A 22,609-nucleotide genomic window follows, 5' to 3' on the forward strand; every position below is an offset into this window, starting at 1 on the left:
CAAGCCCTAGGGCCTGGGTGCGACGGTGAAATCGGTGTGAGGTACTCCGGCCTGCGATAACCACAATCCGGAGGTAACCCATGGCGGTTCTCGACAGCGCATCCACGGGCAGTAGCGCGCCCCAACGGGGTATCACCAAGGAGGAGCGCAAGGTCATCTTCGCCTCCTCGCTGGGTACCGTGTTCGAATGGTACGACTTCTACCTCTACGGCTCACTGGCGGCGATCATCGCCAAGCACTTCTTCGCCGGGGTCAACGAAACCACCTCGTTCATCTTCGCCTTGCTGGCCTTCGCAGCAGGCTTTGCCGTGCGGCCGTTCGGCGCGATCGTGTTCGGCCGCCTGGGCGACATGATCGGGCGCAAGCACACGTTCCTGATCACCATCGTGATCATGGGCCTGTCGACTGCGATCGTTGGGTTGCTGCCCAGCTATGCAACGATTGGCGTGGCGGCACCGGTGATCCTGATCACCCTGCGCCTGCTGCAGGGTTTGGCATTGGGGGGCGAGTACGGTGGCGCGGCCACCTATGTCGCCGAGCATGCGCCCAAGGGCCGGCGTGGCTTCTTCACCGCCTGGATACAGACCACTGCGACGCTTGGGCTGTTCCTGTCGCTGCTGGTGATCCTGGCCTGCCGCACGGCCATGGGCACTGAAGCGTTCGAAGCCTGGGGTTGGCGCATTCCGTTCCTGCTGTCGATCCTGCTGCTGGCGATCTCGGTGTACATCCGCCTGCAGCTCAACGAATCGCCAGTGTTCATGAAGATGAAGGCCGAGGGCAAGGCCTCGAAAGCGCCGTTGACCGAGTCATTTGCCCGCTGGGAAAACCTCAAAGTGGTGATCATGGCGTTGCTCGGCGGCACCGCCGGCCAGGCCGTGGTGTGGTACACCGGCCAGTTCTATGCGCTGTTCTTCCTGTTGCAGACGCTGAAGATCGACCCGCAGACCGCCAACCTGCTGATTGCCGGCTCGTTGCTGATCGGTACGCCGTTCTTCATCTTTTTCGGCAGCCTGTCCGACCGCATCGGGCGCAAGAAGATCATCATGGCAGGCTGCATCATCGCCGCGTTGACCTACTTCCCAATCTTCAAGGCGCTGACCGAGTACGGTAACCCGGACGTGTTCGTCGCCCAGGAGCAGAACCCGGTCGTGGTGGTGGCCGACCCTGGCCAGTGCGCGTTCCAGTTCGACCCGGTGGGCAAGGCCAAATTCACCAGCTCCTGCGACATCGCCAAGAGCCTGCTGGCCAAGCGGGCGATCCCGTATGAGAACGTCAACGCAGAGCCTGGCAGCGTGGCGCAGATCCGTATCGGTGAACGGGTGATCCCAAGCTTCGACGGCAGCAGCCTGCCGGCGGCCGAACTGAAGACCCAGAGCGACGCCTTCACGGCAACCCTGACTGGCGCCTTGAAAGAGGCCGGTTACCCCGAAAAAGCCGACCCTGCGAAGATCCATTACCCGATGGTGCTGTTGCTGCTGACCATCCTGGTGATCTACGTGACCATGGTGTACGGGCCGATTGCCGCGTGGCTGGTCGAGCTGTTCCCGGCGCGCATCCGCTATACCTCGATGTCGCTGCCGTATCACATCGGCAACGGCTGGTTCGGCGGCTTCCTGCCGACCGTGGCGTTCGCCATGGTGGCGGCCACCGGTGATATCTATTATGGGCTGTGGTACCCGATCGTGATCGCGGTGATGACGGCGGTACTGGGCATCTTCTTCCTGCCGGAGACCAAGGACCGGGATATCACGTGAGCCTTGTGTAGGCAGTGGCGGCCTTTTCGCGGGGCAAGCCCGCGAAGAGGCCTGCACTGAAAATCCATTCAGTCGAAATACCCGCGCAGGCTGAAGGCATAACCGATATCGACATCCTTGGCCTCACCCCGGCTCCAGCGCTTGCTCATCACGAACTCGAACGCGGGTTCGTACAGCCCATCGCGCACCACCGCGCCCCCGAGCACTTCGACGTCATACCACCCATTCTCCAGCTCGATGATCGGCCGCCCCGGCACCTGATAACGAGCCAGCAGGTCGCCCAGCGTCTTGTTGGTGAAATGCTGGAGGATGCGCCAGGTGTACACCATCACTGCACGGTACTCGACCTGCAGCACATAGCCGCCGCGCCGGTGCTTCAGGCGGCTGCCCGGTTCGAGCAAGGCAGGTGTGCTGCCATCGAGGGTGAAGATGATGTGGTAAGGCAGGTTGTCGACCCCGGCCAGCGGCACCACGACGCCCTCGCGCACCGCCCGGTCGCCGCTGTCCGTGCGGGTGAATTCGCTGGCCAGATCGTCCGGCAGGTCATGTTCATGCTTGAAGCGGTCGAGCAACTGAATGTCCCCGACCAGAAAGTAATCGATCTGGTCGTTGAGCACTTCGCTGAATTCGTGGCGCATTGGTTTTCCTTATTGTGGCGCACCGGGAACTGCAGCAAATGTAGCGAATGCGACCGTCGCCTGCCATGGCGCAGGGTCAATGTTTCTGGGCGATCTGGATCAGGTTGCCGCAGGTGTCGTCGAACACCGCGACGGTGACCGGGCCCAGGTCGGTGGGTTCCTGGGTGAACTTGACGCCGGCCTTGCACAGGCGCGTGTACTCGGCCTGGATGTCGCGTACGCCAAAGGACGTCGCCGGGATGCCATCGTGGTGCAGCGCTGCCTTGTAGGTCTTGGCTGCGGGGTGGGCGTCAGGTTCCAGCACCAGCTGAACACCGTTGGGGTCGTTGGGCGAGGTCAGGGTGAGCCAGCGATGCTGGCCCAGGGAGATGTCGTCCTTGGGGGCGAAACCGAGCACGTAGTGGTAGAAAGCCAAGGCCTTGGCCTGGTCGTCGACAAGAATGCTGGTGACAACGATCTTCATAGGCGCACACCGTTCCTGCGGCTGTTTACCCTCCAGTAAAGACGTTTTGGCCTGTTTCACCAGCGAGGCGGCATTCTGCTCACGCCAGTACCGGCCCTTTCGCGGGACCTGCCCGCGAAAGGGGGATTGCCGCTACCCGGTCAGAGCCAGCCCTTGATCTGCCGCGCCACCGCCTCGGTGGAAATCCCGTAGCGGTCATGCAAGGTCGGCAACGCGCCGGCATCGAGGAACGCGTCCGGCAATGCGATCTGGCGGAACGTCGGCGTCACGCCATTGCGCAACAGCACACCCGCCACGGCTTCACCCAACCCACCCACGATCGAATGGTTCTCAGCGGTCACCACCAGCCGCCCCGGTTTGCGAGCTTCGGCAAGGATGGTCGCTTCATCCAGCGGCTTGATCGTCGGCACATGCAGCACCGATACATCCACGCCGTCCTTGTGCAACTGTTCCGCCGCTTCCAGCGCACGCATGGTCATCAGCCCGCTGGCAATCACCAGTACATCGCGGCCGCCGCGCACCACCTGGGCCTTGCCCAGCTGGAACTGATAGTCGTAACGGTCCAGTACCAAAGGCACGTTGCCGCGCAGCAAGCGCATGTACACCGGGCCCTGGTGGGCGGCGATGGCTGGTACCGCCTGTTCGATTTCCAGCGCATCGCAAGGGTCGACGATCATCAGGTTGGGCATGGCGCGCATGATCGCCAGGTCATCGGTGGCCTGGTGGCTGGGGCCGTACCCCGTGGTCAGGCCGGGCAGGGCGCAGACGATCTTGACGTTGAGGTTCTCTTCGGCGATTGCCATGCAGATGAAGTCGTATGCCCTGCGCGAGGCGAACACCGCGTAGGTGGTGGCGAACGGGGTGAAGCCTTCGCGGGCCATGCCTGCGGCGGCGCTCATCAGCAATTGCTCGGCCATGCCCATCTGGTAGAAACGGTCCGGATGAGCCTTGGCGAAGATGTGCAGGTCGGTGTACTTGGACAGGTCGGCGCTCAAGCCCACGATATCCTGGCGCTGCTCGGCGAGCGCTGCCAGGGCATGACCGAACGGGGCGGGCCGGGTCGGTTGGCCTTCGGCGGCGATCGAGGCGATCATCGCCGAGGTGGTCAGGCGTTTCTGCGGTGCGGTCTGGCTGTTCATGCGTGGCTCCCGGCGTCCAGTGCTTGCAGGGCAAGGTCCCATTCGTGTTCGTCGACTCGGATGAAGTGGGTCTTGTCGCGGTTTTCGAGGAAGGGCACGCCCTTGCCCATACGGGTGTCGCAGATGATCACCCGCGGTTGTGCGGCGGTATGGGCACGGGCTTGGTCGAAGGCCTGGACCAAGGCGGCCAGGTCGTTGCCGTCGACCCGTTGCACGTACCAGCCGAACGCCTGCCAGCGCTCGACGATCGGCTCGAAGGCGAGAATCTCGCTGGAATGGCCATCGGCCTGCTGGTTGTTGACGTCGACGATGGCGATCAGGTTGTCCAGCTTGCGGTGGCTGGCGGACATCACCGCTTCCCAGGTCGACCCTTCGTTCAGCTCACCGTCGGAAAGCAGGTTGTACACCCAGTTGCGCGAGCCCTTGCGCTTGAGCCCCAGGCACGCCCCAACGGCGATGCCCAGGCCGTGGCCGAGCGAGCCGCCGGTGATCTCCATGCCGGGGGTGTAGGCCGCCATGCCGGACATGGGCAGGCGGCTGTCGTCGCTGCCGTAGGTTTCCAGTTCGTCTTCCGGGATGACCCCAGCTTCGATCAGCGCCGCGTACAGGGCGATGGCGTAATGTCCGATGGACAGGTAGAAGCGGTCGCGTTGCTCCCACTCGGGGTTGGCCGGGTCCATGCGCAGGGCATGAAAGTAAGCCACGGCGAGCAGGTCGGCAGCGCCGAGGGCCTGGCCGATGTAACCCTGGCCCTGGACCTGGCCCATGCGCAGGGCATGGCGACGAATGTTGTGGGCGCGCGCAGCCAGAGGCAGCGCACCCGGGGTAGCGGGTACGGCGTTCATGGGGTGACTCCTTGCAAAGGACGTTGGGGTATTAACGGTTGACCAGGCTGGCCGGCACGCGCAGTACCAGGCAGGCGCCGAAGACCAGCACGGCGGTGATCAGGTACATGCCGATGGCGTTGCTGCCCAGGGTGCTGGTGACCCAACCGATCAGGAAGGGCGAGCAGAACCCGGCCAGGTTGGCGAAGCTGTTGACGGCGGCGATGCCGGCAGCGGCTGAAACCCCGCCCAGCAGCGTGGTGGGCAGCATCCAGAACAGTGACGAGGCGGACAGGATGCCGGCAGCGGCCAGGCACAGGCTGAGGATCGACAGGCTCAGGTGGCTGGCGAACAGCGCGGCCAGGGTCAGGCCCAGGGCTCCGGCGAGCATGGGGATCGCCAGGTGCCAGCGGCGTTCGCGGTGGCGGTCGCCGCTGCGCCCGGCCAGCAGCATGGCGCCGATTGCGCACAGGTACGGCAGGCTGGTCAGCAGGCCGATATGCAGGGGGTCACTGACGCCGGCGTTGCGTACCAGCGTCGGCAGCCAGAAGGTGATGGCGTACTGGCCCATGACCACGCAGAAGTAGATGCCCGCCAGCAACCACAGACGGCGGTCGCGGATGAAATCACCCACTGAACCGTGCTGCACCTTGTGCTGCTCGTCCTCGGCCAGTTCCTTGCGTACCAGCGCCTTTTCCTCGTCATTGAGCCAGTCGGCCTGGTCGACGCCATCCTTCAGGTAGCTCAGCACCAGGATGCCCACCAGCACCGTGGGGATCGCCTCCAGCAGGAACATCCACTGCCAGCCAGCCCAGCCGTGCACGCCGGCGAAACGCTCCATGATCCAGCCCGACAACGGCCCGCCGACCATGCCCGAGAGCGGGATGGCGATGAACCACAGGGCGGTCATCTTCGCCCGCCGATACGACGGGAACCAGTAGGTCAGGTACAGCAGCAGGCCCGGCGCCAGGCCGGCTTCGGCGACGCCGAGGAAGAAGCGCAGGGTATAGAACTGCCAGGCCGTCTCGACGAAGGCGAACAGCGCCGAGATGATGCCCCAGGTGATCATGATGCGGGCGATCCAGCGGCGCGCGCCGACCTTGTGCAGAATGATGTTGCTGGGTACCTCGCACAGGAAATAACCGATGAAGAACATGCCGGCGCCCAGGCCATATACCGCCTCGGACAGCGCCAGGTCGTCCATCATCTGCAGCTTGGCGAAGCCGACGTTGACCCGGTCGAGGTAGGCGCACAGGTAGCACAGCATGAGAAACGGCATCAGCCGCCAGGCGGTCTTGCGGTAGGCATGGCTGCGCGCGGCGGTGGCCGCGTCGAGGACGAGTGTAGTCATGTCGATCTGATCTCTTGTTGTTATCGATTGCCCCGCCGTAGCGGGGCTCAGATGCGAAACATCATGCCGCGTCGCTTAGTGGATCAGCATGCCCCCGTTGACGTCCAGGGTGATGCCGGTCAGGTAGCTGGACAGGTCGCTGGCCAGGAACAGCGCGGCGTTGGCCACATCGCGGGCTTCGCCCAGGCGGCCCAGGGGGATGCCTTCGATGATGGCGTGGCGGCGCTCGTCCTGCATCAGGCCGCCGGTGATGTCGGTGTGGATCAGGCCCGGCGTGATCGCGTTGACCCGCACGTTGTCCGGGCCCAGCTCACGCGCCATGGCCTTGCCCAGCCCGAGCACGGCGGCCTTGGCGGCGCTGTAATGCGGGCCGCCGAAGATGCCGCCGCCCCGTTGGGCCGAGACCGACGACATGCAGATGATGCTGCCCGAACGCTGGGCGCGCATTGTCGGGATCACCGCCTGGGACATCAGCAAGGTGCCGCGCAGGTTGACGTCGAGAATGCGGTCGTAGTCCTTGCCGGTGATTTCCAGCGTCTTCACGGGCTGGGTGATGCCGGCGTTATTGACCAGCACATCGATGCGCCCGAACCGGGCCAGCACTTCGGCCACCGCATCGCGCACCTGCGCTTCATCGGCCACGTTCGCGGCCAGGCCCAGGTGGCCTTCGCCAAGCTGCCCGGCGGCATCGCGGGCGGCATTCAGGTCAAGGTCGAGGATGGCCACCTTGGCGCCCTGGGCGGCAAAGGCCTGGGCGGTGGCGCGGCCGATACCGCGGGCAGAGGCGGCACCAGTGACAATTGCAATCTTGCCTTCGAGTAACATGGGCAGTGCTCCGGATGATTGTTGTTGTGAGCAGCGGTTCCAGGCAGAACCGATAGGCACAGCTTGGTATGCGCACCGGCGCTGGGCAACGCAGTGCCTTTCAGCCTATGCTGAAAAAAATTCAGCACCGGGCAGGTGTCGGCCGCGTTGCGTGCCAGCGCTCAGCCCCAGTTCACGACGGAAAATCGATGAATCACGACGCGGGCAAGAAGCCCCTCCAGTTACCGCCGCTGAAAGCGATTCAGGCCTTCGAGCAGGCCGCACGTTTCGGCAACGTCGCCCGCGCAGCCGAGCAGCTCAACCTGACGCCTTCGGCTGTCAGCCATCAGATCGCCAACCTGGAAGCGTTGATTGGGCGCCCGCTGTTCCTGCGCACGGCCAAGGGCGTGACCCTGACGGCAGCGGGGGACCAGTACCTGCGTGAGGTGTCCGGTATTCTGCAGAGCCTGGCCACGGCCACCGAGCGCGCCGGCAGCGCGGTGGGGTTCGATTGCCTGCGCCTGCATTCGGCGCCGAGTTTCGGCCTGCTCTGGCTGCTGCCGCGCCTGGAGCAGTTTCGCGCCAGCCACCCAGACATCCAGATCAACCTGTCCTGCTCCTACGAGGCGCTGCATTTTGGCCGGCACCAGATCGACGTGGATATCCGACACGGCTACCCGAACTGGCCGAGCCTGGAGGTACGGACCATCCGCCACGAGCGCGCCACGGTGCTGGCCGCGCCGGCCCTGCTGGCGCGCCAGCCGATCCTGCAGCCCGCCGACCTGCTGGGCCACAACCTGATCCTTTCCGAGTCGGCGCTGGTGCAGTGGCCGCAGTGGTTCGCCCAACAGGGCGTGTCGCTGCCCCAGGCCCCGTTCGCCCTGAGCTTCGACCGTTCCTACATGAGCCTGGAGGCAGCCAGCCACGGCTATGGCTTCGCCCTGGAAAGTTCATTGCTGTCGCAGGACTACGTGGCACGCGGGCAGCTGGTGCCGGTGTTCGGCGCCGAACAGGCCAGCCCCGTAAGTGCCCATCACCTGGTGTTTCCCCGTGGCCATGCGGAGTTGCCGCGGGTGCGTCGGTTTTTGGAATGGATGCAAGGGCAACTGGGGCACGACTTCAGTTACTGACCCCGACTAAATATGCTCAAGCCATAGGCAAATCCTTCATCACCCAGCCGCCCGTGGCCCCGGCGGCACGGTAAAGTGGCAGGATAATTCCAAAGGCGCCCCCAACCGGCGCCAGAGAGGTGCCTGTGGCTTCCTATACCTTGCGACAACTCAAGTATTTCGTCACCACTGTCGAGGCCGGCAGTGTCGCCGAGGCCTCGCGCCAGCTGTACATCGCCCAGCCGTCGATCTCCACGGCGATCAAGAGCCTGGAAGAGAGCTTCGGTGTGCAGCTGTTCATCCGCCACCACGCCCAGGGCGTGTCGCTGACCCCCAGTGGCAAGCGCTTTTACGCCAAGACCAAGACGCTGCTGCAGATGACCCACGAGTTCGAACAGAACGCCCTGGCCGATAACGACACCGTGGCCGGGCAGATCGACATTGGTTGTTTCGAGACCGTGGCGCCGTTGTACCTGCCACGCCTGATCGCCGGTTTTCGCCAGCGCTACCCAGGTGTCGATATCCGCCTGCGCGACGGCGAGCAGCAGGACCTGATACAGGGGCTGACCGCCGGCACTTTCGACCTAGCATTCCTCTACGACCACGACCTCGATGGCACCATCGAGACCGAGCCGTTGATGCCGCCGCACAAGCCCTACGTGCTGCTCCCCGAGAAGCACCGCTTTGCCGGCCAGGCGCAAGTGTCGCTGCGTGACCTGTGCCCGGAACCGATGATCCTGCTGGACGTGGCGCCGAGCCGCACCTATTTCGTCAGCCTGTTCAACGAGCTGGGCCTGACGCCGAACATCGTTTTCAGCTCGCCGTCGATCGAGATGGTGCGCGGGATGGTGGGGCAGGGGTTCGGCTTTTCGCTGTTGGTGACCCGGCCACATTCGCCATACACGTATGACGGGCAGAAGCTGGTAACGCTGGACATCGCCGAGCCGGTCACCTTGTCGGGGCTGGCGGCGGCGCGCTTGAAGCGGGTGCAGCTGACCAAGCCGGCGCAGCTGTTTGTCGAGTTCTGCAGGGAAGAACTGGGCAAGCTGTAAAAGCATCGCCGGCAAGCCGGCTCCCACAATGACCCTGCAGCGTCTGGGTGGAAGCCGGCTTGCCGGCGAAAGGGCTGCAAAGCAGCCCCGGTGGTTTCAAGGGATCAGTCTTGATCCGGCACCACCGCAATCACGTCGATCTCCATCAACCACTCGGCCTGGGCCAAGCCCGCAACCACCAGCCCGGTGGAGATCGGGAACACGCCCTTGAGCCATTTGCCCACCTCTTTGTACACCGGCTCACGGAAGCGCGGGTCGGTGATGTAGGTGGTTGTCTTGACGATGTGTGACAGGTCCGAGCCGGCTTCTTCAAGCAACTGCTTGACGTTCTTCATCGCCTGCTCGGCCTGTGCCTGGGGGTCGCCCAGGCCAACCAGTCGCCCTTCGAAGTCGGTGCCGACCTGGCCGCGCACATAGATGGTGTTGCCGGCGCGCACGGCCTGGCACAGGTCGTTGTCCAGGGCCTGGTTGGGGTAGGTGACCTTGGTGTTGAACATGCGGATGCGGGTATGGGTTGGCATCAGTGGGCTCCGAGGGTGCTGACGTTGCTGATCGAGTTGGATTGCTGCTCATCCACGTCCCGCTGTTCGCGGTCGCGGTAGGCCAGGTAGGTGCGCTGGGTGGCGATGTGGCCGGCGACGTGCTTGGCGTCGTGCCACACCCCCCAGATGAACGACGAACCGCGGCGCGACAGCCAGGGCAGGCCGAGGAAGTACACGCCCGGTTCGCGCGATACGCCGCGCTGGTGCTGGGGCTTGCCGTTGGCGTCGAAGGTGTCGACCTGCAGCCAGCTGAAGTCCACGCCGTAGCCGGTGGCCCAGATGATGCTGGTGACACCGGCCCGGGCCAGGTCCAGTTCGCGCAGCGGGTTGCTGACGCAATCCGGGTCTGGCAGGCGCTTGCGGGCTTCGGGTTCTTCCGGCAGGTCCAGGCCGTTGCGCTCGATATAGGCATCGGCGGCGTCGAGCAGGGCCAGGTAGTTTTCATCGCCGCGGCGGATGTTTTCCGCCAGGTTGTCCTGGAAGCGCGCCACGCCGTTGTCGAACGACTGGGTCAGGCCGACCAGGGTCATGCCCTGGTGGGCGAGGGCACGGAAGTCCACGGTGTGACCGCCACGGGCGCCACTGACGGCAATGGTCACGTGCTCGCGGCCGGGCTTGGCGATTTCGGCATCCCACTCGCCCAGCACGCCCAGCCACCAGCAGAAGTCACGGTTGCGGTAGGCGCGTGGCGGGCGGTCGTGGGCACCGACCGACAGGTAGACCTGGCGCCCGGCGCGCATCAGCTCTTCGGCAATCTGCACGCCGGAGGAGCCGGCACCCACCACCAGCACCGCGCCTTCAGGCAGCTGCTCGGGGTTGAAGTAGGCGGCAGAGTGGATCTGGTGCAGCTGCTCGTCTTTCGGCGCGATGGCCGGGATGACCGGGCGCTGGAATGGGCCGGTGGCAGCGACCACACGGTTGGCGCGGATCACGCCTTCGTTGGTTTCGATGGTGAAGCCCGGGCGGTCGGCATTGCGCACCACCTTCTTCACCTCGATGCCGGTTCGCACCGGCAGGTTGTACTTGCGAACATACTGCTCGAAGTAGTCGGCCACCTGGTCCTTGCCGGCGAAGGCATCGGCGTCGAGGTTGAATTCGAGGCCAGGGAAGCGGTCGTGCCACACCGGGCCGTTGGCGACCAGCGAGTCCCAGCGGCCCGTGCGCCAGGCCTCGGCGATACGGTTACGTTCCAGCACCAGGTGCGGCACGCCGAGTTTGCTCAGGTGTTCGCTCATGGCCACGCCGGCCTGGCCGGCGCCGACGACGAGGGTGTCGATTTCGATGGTGTTCATTGTCATGTCCGAGCCCTTGTTCAGGCGGTTTTTGTCAGGTCGGTTTGGAGGACCGCCGTTACCTGGGGCCAGACTAGGGACGCTGTGCAAATCACGAAAATAGTATTTAGCTTGGGCTTGCCGATAAAACGGCGAAGGCCTTGATGAGCAAGGCTTGCAGCGAGGTTTTGGAGGGCGCGCAGGTGTTTCGAGGGGCTGTCCGCGGCCTTAGTTTTTTCCTCTTCAAGGCAGAGGAAAATGTTGGTTTCGCGCACTGGAGGGTTCTGTTCAGATTGCCTGCAATCGCACAGGACAACAGGAGCATCACATGACCTTTTCCATCATCGGTCGCTGCCAGGAAACCGGCCAGGTCGGCATCGCCATCAGCTCTTCGAGCATCGCCGTGGGCGCCCGTTGCCCTTGGGTGCGTGCGGGCGTCGGCGCCGTGGCCACCCAGAACATCACCTTGCCGGCCCTCGGCCCGCAAATTCTCGATGCCCTGGAACAGGGCCGGCTGCCGCCAGCCGCGGCGCTGGACCGGGTGCTCAGCGCCAATGGTTGGAGCGAGTTTCGCCAAGTCACGGTGATCGACAGCAACGGCCAGGTGGCGCTGTTCACCGGCAAGGAAGCGCTGGGCGTGCACAATGCGGTGGCCGGCGAGCAATGTGCTGCAGCCGGCAATCTATTGTCATCGGTGCAGGTGATCGAAGCCATGGTGCAGGCCTTCGAACAATCTGCAGGGCACCTGGCCGATCGCCTGCTGGCGGCCATGCACGCGGCCATGGCGGCTGGTGGCGAGGCTGGCCCGGTGCACTCGGCGGCGCTGAAAGTCGCCGGCGAGCTGACCTGGCCGCTGGTGGACCTGCGAGTGGACTGGGCGGATGAAGACCCGATCGGCGTACTCGACGGCCTGTGGCAGGCGTACCGCCCACAAATGCAGGATTACGTCACCCGCGCCCTGAACCCCACCACCGCGCCAAGCTATGGGGTGCCGGGGGATGAATGAGTTCAGCAGCCGCGCCTTGTTGGCCCGGTTGATCGGCTTTGCCACGGTCAGCCGCGATTCCAACCTGCAGTTGATCGGCTTCATTCGCGATTACCTGGCCGAACTGGGCGTTGAGAGCGAGCTGTTCCATAACCCCGAGGGCACCAAGGCCAACCTGTTCGCCACCATTGGCCCCAAGAGTGTGGGGGGCGTGGTGCTCTCTGGGCACACCGATGTGGTGCCAGTGGATGGCCAGGCCTGGACGGTTGACCCGTTTGCGCTGACTGAGCGTGAAGGGCGACTGTACGGCCGTGGCACGGCGGACATGAAGGGGTTTATCGCCTCGGTGCTGGCGGCGGTGCCGGCGTTTCTGGCACAACCGCTGCGCATGCCGGTGCACCTGGCGTTTTCCTATGATGAGGAAGTCGGCTGCCTGGGCGTGCGCTCGATGCTTGCCGCGCTGGAACAGCGCTCACACAAGCCGCGCCTGTGCCTGATCGGCGAGCCGACCGAACTGAAACCGGTGCTTGGGCACAAGGGCAAGCTGGCCATGCGCTGCCAGGTGCATGGCGCGGCGTGCCATTCGGCGTACGCCCCCTATGGGGTCAATGCCATCGAATACGCCGCCAAGCTGATCGGCAAGCTGGGCGAGATCGGAGACGCTCTGGCAGTGCCCGAGCAGCATGACGAGCGATTCGATCCACCGTTCTCGACCGTGCAGACCGGCGTGATCAAAGGGGGCCGAGCGTTGAATATCGTGCCCGAGGAGTGTGCCTTCGACTTCGAGGTGCGGGCCTTGCCAGGCTTCGAGGCGCAGACGGTGGCTGACCAGTTGCAGGCCTATGCCGAGGCAGAGTTGCTGCCGCGCATGCGCAAGGTCAATGCGGCCGGTGACATTCGCCTGGAGCCGCTTAGCGCCTATCCGGGTTTGGCGACGCCTGCCGACAGCGAGGCGGCGGGTTTGGTCGCGTTGCTCAGTGGGTCTGAAGCATTCGGCACCGTGGCCTTTGGTACGGAAGGTGGGTTGTTCGATCAGGCAGGTATCCCGACCGTGGTCTGTGGGCCGGGGAGCATGGAGCAGGGGCACAAGCCGGATGAATTTGTCAGCGTGGAGCAGTTGCAGGGCTGTGATGCGATGCTGCTCAGGCTGGTGGATTACCTCACGCAGGGCTGACTGCGGTGGCTGCTTCATGGGTAAACCCGCCCCCACAGGTTTTTGCGCAGGTTCAAGAACAGCGATGAACCTGTGTGGGCTTGTCCTGGCGACGAACCGCCGCGAATGGGCCGCAAAGCGGCCCCGAGGCCTCAGAAGGTCGCTTTGACTTGCAGGCCCACCACCAGCGCGTCATCGATGCTCTGGCCGGAGAAGGCACCCGGCTCGATGATGTACTGCACATCCGGTCGCAGGTTCAGCCACGGCGTGGCCTGGTAGCCATAGCTCAGTTCGATCAACTGCTCGGCGCCGTCGATGTTGGACAGCGGTTGCCCGGCATTGAGCGCGGCGTCTTCCTGCACGCCACGGCTGCGCGGGTTCTGCACGGCGCGGCCATAGCCCAGCGCCACGGTGTCACGCGGGCGGCCTTCGAATGGCTTGTACAGGACTACGCCGGCGCCATACCACTTGGTGAACGGCGAGGCGGCCTCGCTCGATGCCGAGTACTGGCCGAAGGCATGCAGGCTGCGGCCTGGGGAGCCGGCATCGTTCCACACTGCCTGGTCTATCAGCAGGTAGTGCCCACCACGGCCGGACACTTCCTTGTCGCTGCCGATGCGTTTGACGTCGGAACTGTCGTAGTAGTAACCCAGCTTGTACTCGCCCGGCAGTTCGCCCTGCAGCTTGTACACCAGCTCAACCGGCACCACGGTGCCCGTGGTGTGCTTGGGCCCCAGGTGCCAGGCGCGGCTGGAGTTGCCGTTGCTCTCGGGGTCGACGTTGAACGCCGCCACGCGCAGCTGCCACGAAGGCGACAGGTCGTACTTCACGCGCACACCCAGGTGGGCGTTGGGGTAGTTGGTCCAGCCGCTGCCACCGGACATGTTCAGCGGGTGACCGCAGAAACCGGCGTTCATGAAGTTGCACAGGATGCCGCTGTCCAGGCCGCCGAGGTCGTTGCCCATGGCCATGTAGCCCAGCTTGACGTTGAGCGCCGGGGTGAACAGGGTGCGCTCGTAGCTCAGCTCGGTCAGGCGGGTGTACAGGCCACCGTAGTTTTCCTGGATCGGCAGGCGGTTGCCTACCAGGTCCTCCGAGGCACTGTTGCCGCGACGGTCGTTGATGGTCAGCTGGACCTTGCCACCGTTGTCCAGGCCATACAGTTTCGACAGGTCGAACTGCACGCCGAACTTGAGGTTCTGCGAGTAGCGCGCCGAGCGGTGCAGGCCACCGTGGGCGTTGTAGGCGGTTTCACCGCTGTAGTCGCCGGTGATCTTCACGCCGTCTTCTTCGAGCTGGTGGCGCAAGCCGCCCCAGTCGCCGGTCATGGTGCTGCGGGTCATGAGGTCGCCGTCGGCCAGGGCGGTGGTGCTGGCCAGGGCGAGGAGCAGGGCAGTAGGTGTGTAGCGCATTGCGAGGGCTTTCCTGGGAAATCTTGGTGTTATTGGGGGCCATTCGCGGAACAAGCCCGCCCCCACAGCATCTGCGCGATCGCTGTGGGAGCGGGCTTGCCCGCGAAAAGAGCGACTCGGCTTATGGCAGTGCGTAAGAAATCACATAGTCGCCACGGTCAGTCGACTGACGGGCGCCGCCTGCAGTGATCACCACGTACTGTTTGCCGGTCTTCGGCGAGACGTAGGTCATCGGGCCGCCCTGGCTGCCGACTGGCAGGCGGGCCTTCCAGATTTCGTTACCGTTGCTGCTGTCGTAGGCGCGCAGGTAGAAGTCCTGGGTACCGGCGATAAACACCAGGCCACCTTGAGTCGACAGGGTGCCGCCCAGGGTTGGCAGGCCGATCTTGATCGGCAGGTGCATGCGGATGCCGAGCGGGCCGGTATCTTCTACGGTGCCGACCGGTACCTGCCAGGCCACCTGGCGGGTCTTCATGTCGATAGCGGTCAGCGTGCCGAATGGCGGCGCCTGGCAGGGGATGCCGGCGACCGACAGGAAGCGGTTCTTGTTCACTGCATACGGGGTGCCTTTCAGCGGTACGGCGCCCATGCCGGTGTTCAGCGCTTCGCCACCGGAAGCGGCCTGGCCTTTGTTCTGCGACGGGATCATCTGGATCCACAGGCCCAGACGCATGTCGTTGACGAAGATGAAGCCATGCACCGGGTCGGTAGAGAGGCTGCCCCAGTTCATGCCACCCAGCGAACCTGGGAAGCTCAGCGACAGATCGGTGCCCGGCGCGGTGTACAGGCCGTCGTAGCGCATCTTCTTGAAGTCGATACGGCACAGCAGCTGGTCGTATGGGGTGGCGCCCCACATGTCCGATTCGGTCAGGGTCTGCGCGCCGATCTGCGGCATGCCCACCGATTTCGGCTGGGTCGGGGAGTACGGTTCGTTAGGGATGTTGCTTGGCTTGACCGGCACTTCGTCAACCTGGGTCAGCGGCTTGCCGGTAGCGCGGTCGAGCACGTAGATCTGCCCGGCCTTGGTGCCGATCACCACCGCAGGCACCGACTTGCCGTCGTCCTTGGTGAAGTCGATCAGGCTTGGCTGCATCGGCAGGTCGAAGTCCCACAGGTCGTTGTGCACGGTCTGGAACACCCACTTCTCGTTGCCGGTGGTGGCGTCCAGGGCCAGCACGGAGGCGCCGTAGGTGTGGTCCAGCTTGTTGCGCTCGACACCGTAGATGTCGGTCGACGACGAGCCCATTGGCAGGAACACGGTGTTCATGGCCGGGTCGTAGGACATCGGTGCCCAACTGTTCGGGGTGCTGCGCACATAATTGCTGCCGTCGGCAGGGGCATTGCGGTCTTCCGGGTTGCCCGGGTCGAAGGCCCAGCGCATGGCACCGGTAATCACATCGAAGCCGCGGATCACGCCGCCAGGCATGTCGGTTTGCACGTTGTCGGCAACACGGCCACCCACCACCACAGTGGTACCGGCCATCAGCGGCGCGGAGGACAGTTGGTAGAAGGAGTCCGGCACATCACCCAGGCCGGCCATCAGGTTGACCTGGCCATTGTTGCCGAAGCCCTGGCAGAACTCACCGGTGTCGGCATCGACTGCGATCAGTCGGCCGTCGATGGTGTTGGTCAGCAGGCGACGCTGGCAGTTTGCACCGGCCGGCACGCTACCGACGGTGATCGGTGAGCTGTTCGGTTGGGTAGGCTGGGCGATCGGCGCGGTGGCGTCGAAATAGGCCATGCCACGGCAGCGCTGCCAGACCTTGGACTGGGCGTTGATCTCGTTCTTCCACAGCTCTTTACCGGTGTCGGCATCGAGGGCGATCAGGTTGTTGTGCGGGGTGCAGATGAACACCTTGTTGCCAACCTGCAGCGGGGTCAGCTGGTCTTCGGCACCGTTGCCGTCGCTGATGGCCACGTCACCGGTGTGGTAGGTCCAGGCGACCTTGAGCTTGTCGACGTTGTCGCGGTTGATCTGGTCCAGCGCGGCGAAGCGGCTGCCACCTTCGGTATTACCGTAGTGGGCCCAGTCCTTCTGCTCCTTGCCAGCTTCGACCGGGGTCATGCCCGGGCCTTTGCCGGTAGGCGCAACGCTTGGGTGAGCGACGAACATGTTGCCTGCGGCGATCACCAGCACCACGGCCAGCACACCGGCAATGCCGTAGGCACCACGGCCAGTGCTGCCACCGTTGGCACGTACCAGCAGCGGGTAGACCAGTGCCACCACCATGCCGATCGCGCCGAACATGAACAGGCGCGAGAACAGCGGCCAGAACACCAGGCCAGCGTCGATCAGCGCCCACAGCGCGGTACCGACCAGGAAGGCTGCGTACAGCCAGGCGCCGGCTTTTTTGCGCCGGGCGATGAGCACACCGGCGATGGCCATGGCCAGGCCGCCGATGAGGAAGTACCAGGAACCGCCCAGGCCAGCCAGCTTGATGCCGCCAGCAGCCAGGAGAAGGCCGAGCAGGGCGACGATCACGCCCAAGCCGACCAGGATGATGTTTGTGGCGCCAGAGGCGCGCGGTGTTTCGTTCATGCCAGGGATCTCAGCAGGTGGAATGGGCGCAGTTTAAGCCCTTAGCAAGCTAATTAACAAGTTAGTACATAATATTGTGAGGCTGATTGTCGCAGGGTTGAACTTGCCAAGGTGTGCCAAAAAGCTTAGATCACGCGCTGAAAATTGCAGTAAAAGATGGGTTTATGTGCGTTCAGATGCAGGGCTTAGACGTTTGTCGTAGACAAATCAATTGTCAGGCCACGGCGTAACGCTGCTATGGAACACCGCAAGCCAGACGGTCGGCACCCCTTGGGCGGTCCATTCCACCCGGTGCCGACAATGGGCCGGAATGTCGAGGCAGTCCCCCGGGGCGAGCAGGCGGGTGTAGTCTTCCTGCTCCAGGCGCAGGGCCGCACGGCCACTCAATAACATGACCCATTCACCTTCGGCCTGGTCGTACCAGAAGCCGAGCGGGCTGGCCTGCCCGCACGAGACGATGCGCTCGATGCGCACGCCAGGGCGCTGCAGCAGTTCATCGACCCGCTCGGCACCCGCGGGGTCACAGGAGGGCAGGGTATTCAGTATGTTGACAGTCGTCATGCACTCATCTCGTTCAGTGGGAGGTACTTCCACTATGGACCGGCTTACGCTGCCTCGCGCTTCTTGACCCGCACCGTGGATTGTAGGACCGTTCCGCAATTTGAATCGGGGTACGCATGGACAAGTTCCTGGCGATGAAGATGTTCACCGCGACCGTCGACGCGCAGGGCTTTTCCGCAGCGGCGCGCAAGCTTGGCGTGGCCACCTCGTCGGTGACGCGCCTGGTCGATGCGCTGGAGGCGGCGCTGGGCGCCACCTTGCTCAACCGCTCCACGCGCCAGGTTACCCTGACTGAGGCGGGCGCTCGCTACTACGCCCGCGCACGGGACATTTTCGAGGCGTTGGACGAGGCCGATGCCAGCGTCGCCGACCGCGGCGAAGAGCCTGTTGGCGTATTGCGCCTGTGCCTGCCGGTGGAGTTCGGCCGACGCGTGATCGCCCCGCACCTGGGGCCGTTCCTGGCGCGCTACCCCGCCCTGGAACTGGACATCGACATGAGCGACCGGCTCGATGACCTGCTGGACGGCCGCTACGACCTGTCGATTCGCCTTGGCGACCCGTCGCCGAATGATGAACTGGTGTGCCGGCAACTGGGGCGCTTCGAGCGCTGGCTGGTGGCCAGCCCCGACTACCTGGCCGGCCGCGAATCCTTGCAGCACCCCGGGCAATTGCTGGATCACGCCTGCCTGCGTTTTCGCTATGGGCAGAAGGCGCGGCCCTGGCGTTTGCGGCGGGGGGACGATGCCGTGGAGCTGGAGGTGAGCGGCCCGCTGCGCAGTGCCAATGCCGACCTGCTGCGCGAAGCCGCGCTGGCGGGCAGCGGTATCGCCTTGCTGGCCGACTGGCTGGTCCGCGAAGACGTTGCCGCCGGGCGCCTGCAGCGTGTGTTCGGCGACTGGCAGGCCAGCCCAGGTACGGCCAATGACAGTATCAATGCCTTGTACCTGCCCAACCACCGTGGCTCGCGTCGCGTTCAGGCCTTCATCACGTTCTGCGAGCGTTTGCTGGCGTCATGAAGCGCGTGCGTTGCGTACGGCGCAAAGCCCTGTTGCGCCAGCGCTGGATTCTCCTGCCAACGATGCCCCGCTACTGTGCCCGGCATATTCCACCCAATGCCGAGGAACCTCGCATGAATCCCTCCCTTGCTGCCACACAGGCCACAGCACCCGGCCTGAGCCGGGCTCTGGTCAGCCTGCTGGCATTCTGCTGCGGCGCGATCGTCGCCAATATCTACTACGCGCAACCCATCGTCGGGCTGATCGCACCGGACCTTGGCCTGTCCACCGAGCGGGCCAGCCTGATCGTCTCGCTGACCCAGCTGGGCTATGCGCTGGGCCTGCTGTTGCTGGTGCCGCTGGCGGACCTGTTGGAAAATCGCCGGTTGATGATCGTCACGGCGGTACTCGCTTGCATTAGCCTGTTGCTGGCGGGCACCAGCAGCCATGGCCAGGGGCAGTTGTTCCTGGGCTATGCCTTGTTGATCGGTTTCAGCTCGGTGGCAGTGCAGATGCTCATCCCGCTGGCTGCGCACCTGGCGCCGGAGCAGCAGCGTGGCCGGGTGGTCGGCAACATCATGGGCGGGCTGCTGCTGGGCATCCTGCTGGCGCGGCCGCTGTCGAGCCTGGTGGCGGACCACTTCGGCTGGCGCACGGTGTTCATTGGCGCGGCGGGCTTGATGGTGGCGATCATCCTGCTGTTGGCGCTGACCTTGCCGCGCCGGGTGCCTGACCACAAGGCCAGCTATGCCGGGCTGATGTTGTCGCTGATCGCTTTGTTGCGGCAGTACCCGGTGCTGCGCCAACGCTCGCTGTACCAGGCGTTGATGTTCGCAGCGTTCAGCCTCTACTGGACGGCAGTGCCGCTGGCCCTGGCGGGCGAGCATGGCCTGTCGCAAAGCCAGATCGCGCTGTTTGCCCTTGTGGGCGCGGTCGGCGCCATCGCCGCGCCAATGGCCGGGCGCCTGGCCGATGCCGGCCATGCTCGCGCCGCTTCACTGCTGGCCTTGGTACTGGCGCCTGTGGCATTGCTGCTGGGGCTGACTGCGCCGGGCTACAGCGTCATTGGCCTGGGTTTGACCGGGGTGCTGCTGGATTTCGCGGTGCAGATGAACATGGTCATCGGCCAGCGCGAGGTGTATGCCCTGGACCCAGCCAGCCGCGGGCGGCTCAATGCGCTGTACATGACCAGCATTTTCCTGGGCGGCGCCCTGGGTTCGTCGGTGGCCAGTGCGGTGTTCGCCCACTATGGCTGGCAGGGTGTGGCAGTGCTGGGCGCTGTGTTGCCTGGCTTGGCGCTGCTGGCGTTCCTGGTCGTCTCGCGAGGCAAATGAGCCGGCAATGCCTTAACGCCCGAGCGGCAATGCCACGCCAATCAAGACAAACAGCCCCCCGCAAAAGCGATTGAAGCCCTTGCCACCCTTGGCCAGCCAGGGCCTGATCCGAAACGCCAACCGCGCCAGCAGGTATTCGACCACGAACTCCACGCTGGCGAAGGTGGCCGCCATGACCACGAACTGCAGCAACAACCCGCGCTGAGGGTCGATGAACTGCGGCAGGAACGCCCCGTAAAAAAGCAGCACCTTGGGGTTGGCCATGGCCGACAGCAGGCCTTGGCGGAACATACCGGCACTGCTCAGGGGGGCCGCCTGCGCCTGCGCGTCCAGGTGCAAGGCAGGGCTGCGCCAGAGCTGGATGCCCAACCATAGCAGATACGCACCGCCCACCCACTTCAGCACGGTCAGCACGGACGCCGAGGCCTGCAGCAAGGCCGTGAGGCCGAACATGGCCAGGGCGATCAGAGCACTGAAGCCGAACACCCCGCCCACGATGGTGAACAGCGTGCGCCGTGCGCCATACAGCGCGCCGTGGGTGAGGGCCAGCAGGCTGTTAGGGCCTGGGGTCAAAGACAGGCCAATGCTTGCCAGCAGGTAGATGAGCCAGGTATCCAGAGCCATGTAGGTGCCTTGTTTCAGTCTGTGTTCAGTGAGGGTCAGTCTAAGCGACGCCGCTGAATCGGCAGGGTATGATCTGGACATCTGATGGTTGATCCTGGACATCCTGCCATGGCCCCCGATATCCGCCTGCTGATTCTGCCGTTGCCGGATTTTGCCCTGCTGCCCTTCGGTGCTTTCCTCGACAAGTTGCGCTTCAGTGCCGACGATGAAGACTACAGCCGCCAGCGCTATTGCAGCTGGACGCTTGCCGGGCTGACCGGCGAACCCGTGGTGTCGAGCAGCGGCGCTGTGATGCAGATGGAGGCCGTTGTCGATCAGCTTGCACTGGGTGACTACGACTACCTGGTGCTGTTCGGCAGCCGCAATGCCGAGGCCACGGCCCGCCTGGCACCTCGCTACAAAAGCCTGCTCAAGCGTGCGTCAAGGGCGGGTTTGAAACTGGTCGCCATCGACAATGCCGCCTTTCTGCTGGCAGCGTGTGGTTTGCTGGACGGGCACAAAGTGGTGGTGCACTGGCGCCATGAAGCCGAGTTTCGCGCGTGTTTTCCGCACTTGCAGTTGCTGCGCGAGCAGTTGTACTGCATCGACCGTACACGCATCACCTGTGCGGGCGGCACGGCAGCCATCGACCTCGCCGTCGAACTGCTATCCGATGCGTGCGGGCGCGCCCGGGCGCTGAAGGGGCTGGCCGACATGCTGGTGGACGAGTCCCGCGACAGCCGCCATGCCTTGCGTTCACTGGAAGCCGGGGCAGGGCAGGGGCGCCAGGTGCAGCGTGCGTTGGCGCTGATGCGCCACCACTTCGGGGCGCGGCTGTCCATCGAGCAACTGGCGGCGCAGTTGGGGGTCAGCCGACGGCAGCTGGACCGCCAGTTCCAGGCCAGCCATGGCATGAGCGCCAAGGCCTGGTGGCTGGAGATGCGCCTGCAGCAGGCGCGCTGGCGCCTGCAAAACTCCAACCACAACCTGGCGCAGATTGCCGATGAGGTAGGGCTGGGCGATGCGAGCCACCTGGGCAAATGCATGCGGCGGCGGTTTGGCTGTACGGCGCTGGCGCTGCGCCGTGATGCTCACTGCGGCGTGCCGAACAACCCGGTCCAGTAGATGCCCGCATCGCTCTTCGGGTCCACCGCATAGGCCGCGCCCATCTCGCGGAAATCCGGGTTCATCAGCGTGGCGCAATGCCCGGGGCTGGCCAGCCAGCCATCGACCACCTTCTGCGCCGTGTCCCGCCCGGCAGCGATGTTTTCGCCAATCTGCTGATACAGGTAACCGGCCAATTCGGCGCGATCACCTGGCGTGCGCCCGTCACGATCGATGTGGTCGAAGAAATTCTGGTTGGCCATGGCCCGCGTGTGGTTGGCCGCCACCCCCGCCAAGGCGCTGCTCCAGCTCAGTGCAGGTGCGCCGGCGAAGGGCTGGCCGCCGCATTGGCGCGGCGCCTTGCGCGCGCCATTGATCGCCTGCATGAGCTTCTGCCCCTCGGCCTGCCAGTCACCCAGGCGCCCGCTGAGCAGGGGGCGGGCCAGCACCACTCGCCAGTCACGGCCTTCCTGGCTGACGCCGATGTCGACGAACTGCGGGTCGAGCACCACCTGGCAGAAGCTTTCTTCGATGGCATGCATGGCCGCACGCGCGTCGCGCGGGCCGGACAGGCTGATGGCCTGCACGTTGACCATCGGGTACGCGGCACGGGTCATGGCCTGCTGCAGGTCGCGGGTGCCCTCTGGCGACAGCGCCAGGCGCGTGTCGCTGTTGAGCGGTGGCAGTTCCAGCGATGCCTCGCCACCGCAGCGCTGGGTCTGGCTGCGGTAGGTATTGATCGAATCGATCAGCTGCGCCTCTTCGCCGGTGGCAGCCAGGCTCCCGGTCGATACGACCAGGCCCAGCGACAGGGCGGCAACGGATGACAGGACGCGCATGTGGATCTCCCTGTGACTGGCAGCGTCTTGGTTTGCGCTGCTCATCCTACACAAGCCCAAGGCTTTTGGCCCGGTGTCGTGCAAAGCAATGAAAATACCTACTAAAAAGCGCGCAGGCAGCAAAAGAGGGAGTAGAC

The 22,609-nt window shown here is 64.6% G+C and carries 21 protein-coding genes; 8 read left to right on the forward strand and 13 right to left on the reverse strand.

The genetic code is table 11. The annotated features are described in order from the left end of the window. Positions 1–80 precede the first annotated feature (80 nt). A complete protein-coding gene (locus ACIPIJ_RS23120) occupies positions 81–1,754 on the forward strand; it encodes an MFS transporter (RefSeq protein WP_401080936.1) in 1,674 nt (557 codons plus the stop codon). Positions 1,755–1,822: 68 nt separating this feature from the next. On the opposite strand, the gene ACIPIJ_RS23125 is transcribed toward ACIPIJ_RS23120, so the two are convergent. The 6 genes from ACIPIJ_RS23125 to ACIPIJ_RS23150 all read right to left on the reverse strand — a co-directional run bounded on the left by ACIPIJ_RS23125 (position 1,823) and on the right by ACIPIJ_RS23150 (position 6,994). Next, a complete protein-coding gene (locus ACIPIJ_RS23125; RefSeq protein WP_401080939.1) occupies positions 1,823–2,392 on the reverse strand; it encodes a hypothetical protein in 570 nt (189 codons plus the stop codon). A 76-nt stretch (positions 2,393–2,468) separates the two neighbouring features. Next, complete coding sequence (locus ACIPIJ_RS23130) at positions 2,469–2,855, reverse strand: VOC family protein (RefSeq protein WP_401080941.1); 387 nt, start codon at positions 2,853–2,855, stop codon at positions 2,469–2,471. A gap of 140 nt (positions 2,856–2,995) precedes the next feature. Next, positions 2,996–3,994, reverse strand: coding sequence for a transketolase family protein (locus tag ACIPIJ_RS23135; protein WP_401080944.1), 999 nt, complete (start codon positions 3,992–3,994; stop codon positions 2,996–2,998). Then, on the reverse strand, positions 3,991–4,839 hold the full coding sequence (locus tag ACIPIJ_RS23140; RefSeq protein ID WP_401080947.1) for a transketolase: 849 nt from the start codon (positions 4,837–4,839) through the stop codon (positions 3,991–3,993). The genes ACIPIJ_RS23135 and ACIPIJ_RS23140 overlap by 4 nt, the downstream gene beginning before the upstream one ends. Positions 4,840–4,870: 31 nt before the next feature. Beyond that, positions 4,871–6,169 carry an MFS transporter gene (locus ACIPIJ_RS23145; RefSeq protein WP_401080949.1) on the reverse strand — a complete coding sequence of 433 codons (1,299 nt, stop codon included), beginning with the start codon at positions 6,167–6,169 and terminating at the stop codon, positions 4,871–4,873. A gap of 75 nt (positions 6,170–6,244) precedes the next feature. Continuing rightward, complete coding sequence (locus ACIPIJ_RS23150) at positions 6,245–6,994, reverse strand: SDR family NAD(P)-dependent oxidoreductase (RefSeq protein ID WP_401080951.1); 750 nt, start codon at positions 6,992–6,994, stop codon at positions 6,245–6,247. 188 nt (positions 6,995–7,182) lie between these two features. Between ACIPIJ_RS23150 and ACIPIJ_RS23155 the strand changes: the two genes are divergently transcribed. Together ACIPIJ_RS23155 and ACIPIJ_RS23160 are read left to right on the forward strand one after the other, a co-directional pair. Then, on the forward strand, positions 7,183–8,103 hold the full coding sequence (locus ACIPIJ_RS23155) for a LysR substrate-binding domain-containing protein (RefSeq protein WP_401080954.1): 921 nt from the start codon (positions 7,183–7,185) through the stop codon (positions 8,101–8,103). Positions 8,104–8,228: 125 nt separating this feature from the next. Then, positions 8,229–9,134, forward strand: coding sequence for a LysR family transcriptional regulator (locus ACIPIJ_RS23160; protein WP_401080957.1), 906 nt, complete (start codon positions 8,229–8,231; stop codon positions 9,132–9,134). A 104-nt stretch (positions 9,135–9,238) separates the two neighbouring features. On the opposite strand, the gene ACIPIJ_RS23165 is transcribed toward ACIPIJ_RS23160, so the two are convergent. Both ACIPIJ_RS23165 and ACIPIJ_RS23170 read right to left on the reverse strand, forming a co-directional pair. Beyond that, the gene (locus ACIPIJ_RS23165; RefSeq protein ID WP_401080959.1) at positions 9,239–9,655 is read right to left on the reverse strand and encodes a RidA family protein; all 417 of its coding nucleotides are present in this window, start codon (positions 9,653–9,655) and stop codon (positions 9,239–9,241) included. Continuing rightward, positions 9,655–10,974: a flavin-containing monooxygenase gene (locus ACIPIJ_RS23170; protein WP_401080962.1), complete on the reverse strand. Its 1,320-nt coding sequence runs from the start codon at positions 10,972–10,974 to the stop codon at positions 9,655–9,657. The genes ACIPIJ_RS23165 and ACIPIJ_RS23170 overlap by 1 nt, the downstream gene beginning before the upstream one ends. 301 nt (positions 10,975–11,275) lie before the next feature. On the opposite strand from ACIPIJ_RS23170, the gene ACIPIJ_RS23175 reads away from it, so the two are divergent. Together ACIPIJ_RS23175 and argE are read left to right on the forward strand one after the other, a co-directional pair. After that, positions 11,276–11,953: a DUF1028 domain-containing protein gene (locus tag ACIPIJ_RS23175; protein WP_401080964.1), complete on the forward strand. Its 678-nt coding sequence runs from the start codon at positions 11,276–11,278 to the stop codon at positions 11,951–11,953. Further along, entirely contained in the window at positions 11,946–13,106 is a 1,161-nt protein-coding gene (gene argE, locus ACIPIJ_RS23180) for an acetylornithine deacetylase (protein ID WP_401080967.1), read from the forward strand. Before ACIPIJ_RS23175 ends, argE begins: the two co-directional genes overlap by 8 nt. A gap of 131 nt (positions 13,107–13,237) precedes the next feature. Here argE and ACIPIJ_RS23185 read toward each other — a convergent pair whose 3' ends face one another. The 3 genes from ACIPIJ_RS23185 to ACIPIJ_RS23195 form a co-directional block, all read right to left on the reverse strand. Continuing rightward, positions 13,238–14,497 (reverse strand): carbohydrate porin, encoded by a 1,260-nt coding sequence (locus ACIPIJ_RS23185; protein WP_401080970.1) that lies wholly within the window; start codon positions 14,495–14,497, stop codon positions 13,238–13,240. Between the two features lie 121 nt (positions 14,498–14,618). Next, positions 14,619–17,036, reverse strand: coding sequence for a glucose/quinate/shikimate family membrane-bound PQQ-dependent dehydrogenase (locus ACIPIJ_RS23190; protein WP_401080973.1), 2,418 nt, complete (start codon positions 17,034–17,036; stop codon positions 14,619–14,621). Between the two features lie 207 nt (positions 17,037–17,243). After that, the gene (locus ACIPIJ_RS23195) at positions 17,244–17,597 is read right to left on the reverse strand and encodes a cupin domain-containing protein (protein ID WP_401080975.1); all 354 of its coding nucleotides are present in this window, start codon (positions 17,595–17,597) and stop codon (positions 17,244–17,246) included. A 116-nt stretch (positions 17,598–17,713) separates the two neighbouring features. Here ACIPIJ_RS23195 and ACIPIJ_RS23200 point away from each other — a divergent pair, with 116 nt between their 5' ends. Both ACIPIJ_RS23200 and ACIPIJ_RS23205 read left to right on the forward strand, forming a co-directional pair. Then, positions 17,714–18,613 (forward strand): LysR family transcriptional regulator, encoded by a 900-nt coding sequence (locus ACIPIJ_RS23200; RefSeq protein ID WP_401080977.1) that lies wholly within the window; start codon positions 17,714–17,716, stop codon positions 18,611–18,613. Between the two features lie 113 nt (positions 18,614–18,726). Then, the gene (locus ACIPIJ_RS23205; RefSeq protein WP_401080980.1) at positions 18,727–19,926 is read left to right on the forward strand and encodes an MFS transporter; all 1,200 of its coding nucleotides are present in this window, start codon (positions 18,727–18,729) and stop codon (positions 19,924–19,926) included. A gap of 12 nt (positions 19,927–19,938) precedes the next feature. Here ACIPIJ_RS23205 and ACIPIJ_RS23210 read toward each other — a convergent pair whose 3' ends face one another. Then, positions 19,939–20,550, reverse strand: coding sequence for a LysE family translocator (locus ACIPIJ_RS23210; RefSeq protein WP_401080982.1), 612 nt, complete (start codon positions 20,548–20,550; stop codon positions 19,939–19,941). Between the two features lie 108 nt (positions 20,551–20,658). Here ACIPIJ_RS23210 and ACIPIJ_RS23215 point away from each other — a divergent pair, with 108 nt between their 5' ends. Then, positions 20,659–21,654, forward strand: a complete 996-nt coding sequence (locus tag ACIPIJ_RS23215) for a GlxA family transcriptional regulator (RefSeq protein WP_401080985.1) — start codon at positions 20,659–20,661, stop codon at positions 21,652–21,654. Here ACIPIJ_RS23215 and ACIPIJ_RS23220 read toward each other — a convergent pair. Next, positions 21,621–22,472 carry a CAP domain-containing protein gene (locus ACIPIJ_RS23220; RefSeq protein ID WP_401080988.1) on the reverse strand — a complete coding sequence of 284 codons (852 nt, stop codon included), beginning with the start codon at positions 22,470–22,472 and terminating at the stop codon, positions 21,621–21,623. The genes ACIPIJ_RS23215 and ACIPIJ_RS23220 overlap by 34 nt on opposite strands. Between the last annotated feature and the right edge of the window lie 137 nt (positions 22,473–22,609).

The sequence above is a fragment of the Pseudomonas sp. NPDC087185 genome (genome assembly GCF_044744955.1).
Classification (GTDB): domain Bacteria; phylum Pseudomonadota; class Gammaproteobacteria; order Pseudomonadales; family Pseudomonadaceae; genus Aquipseudomonas.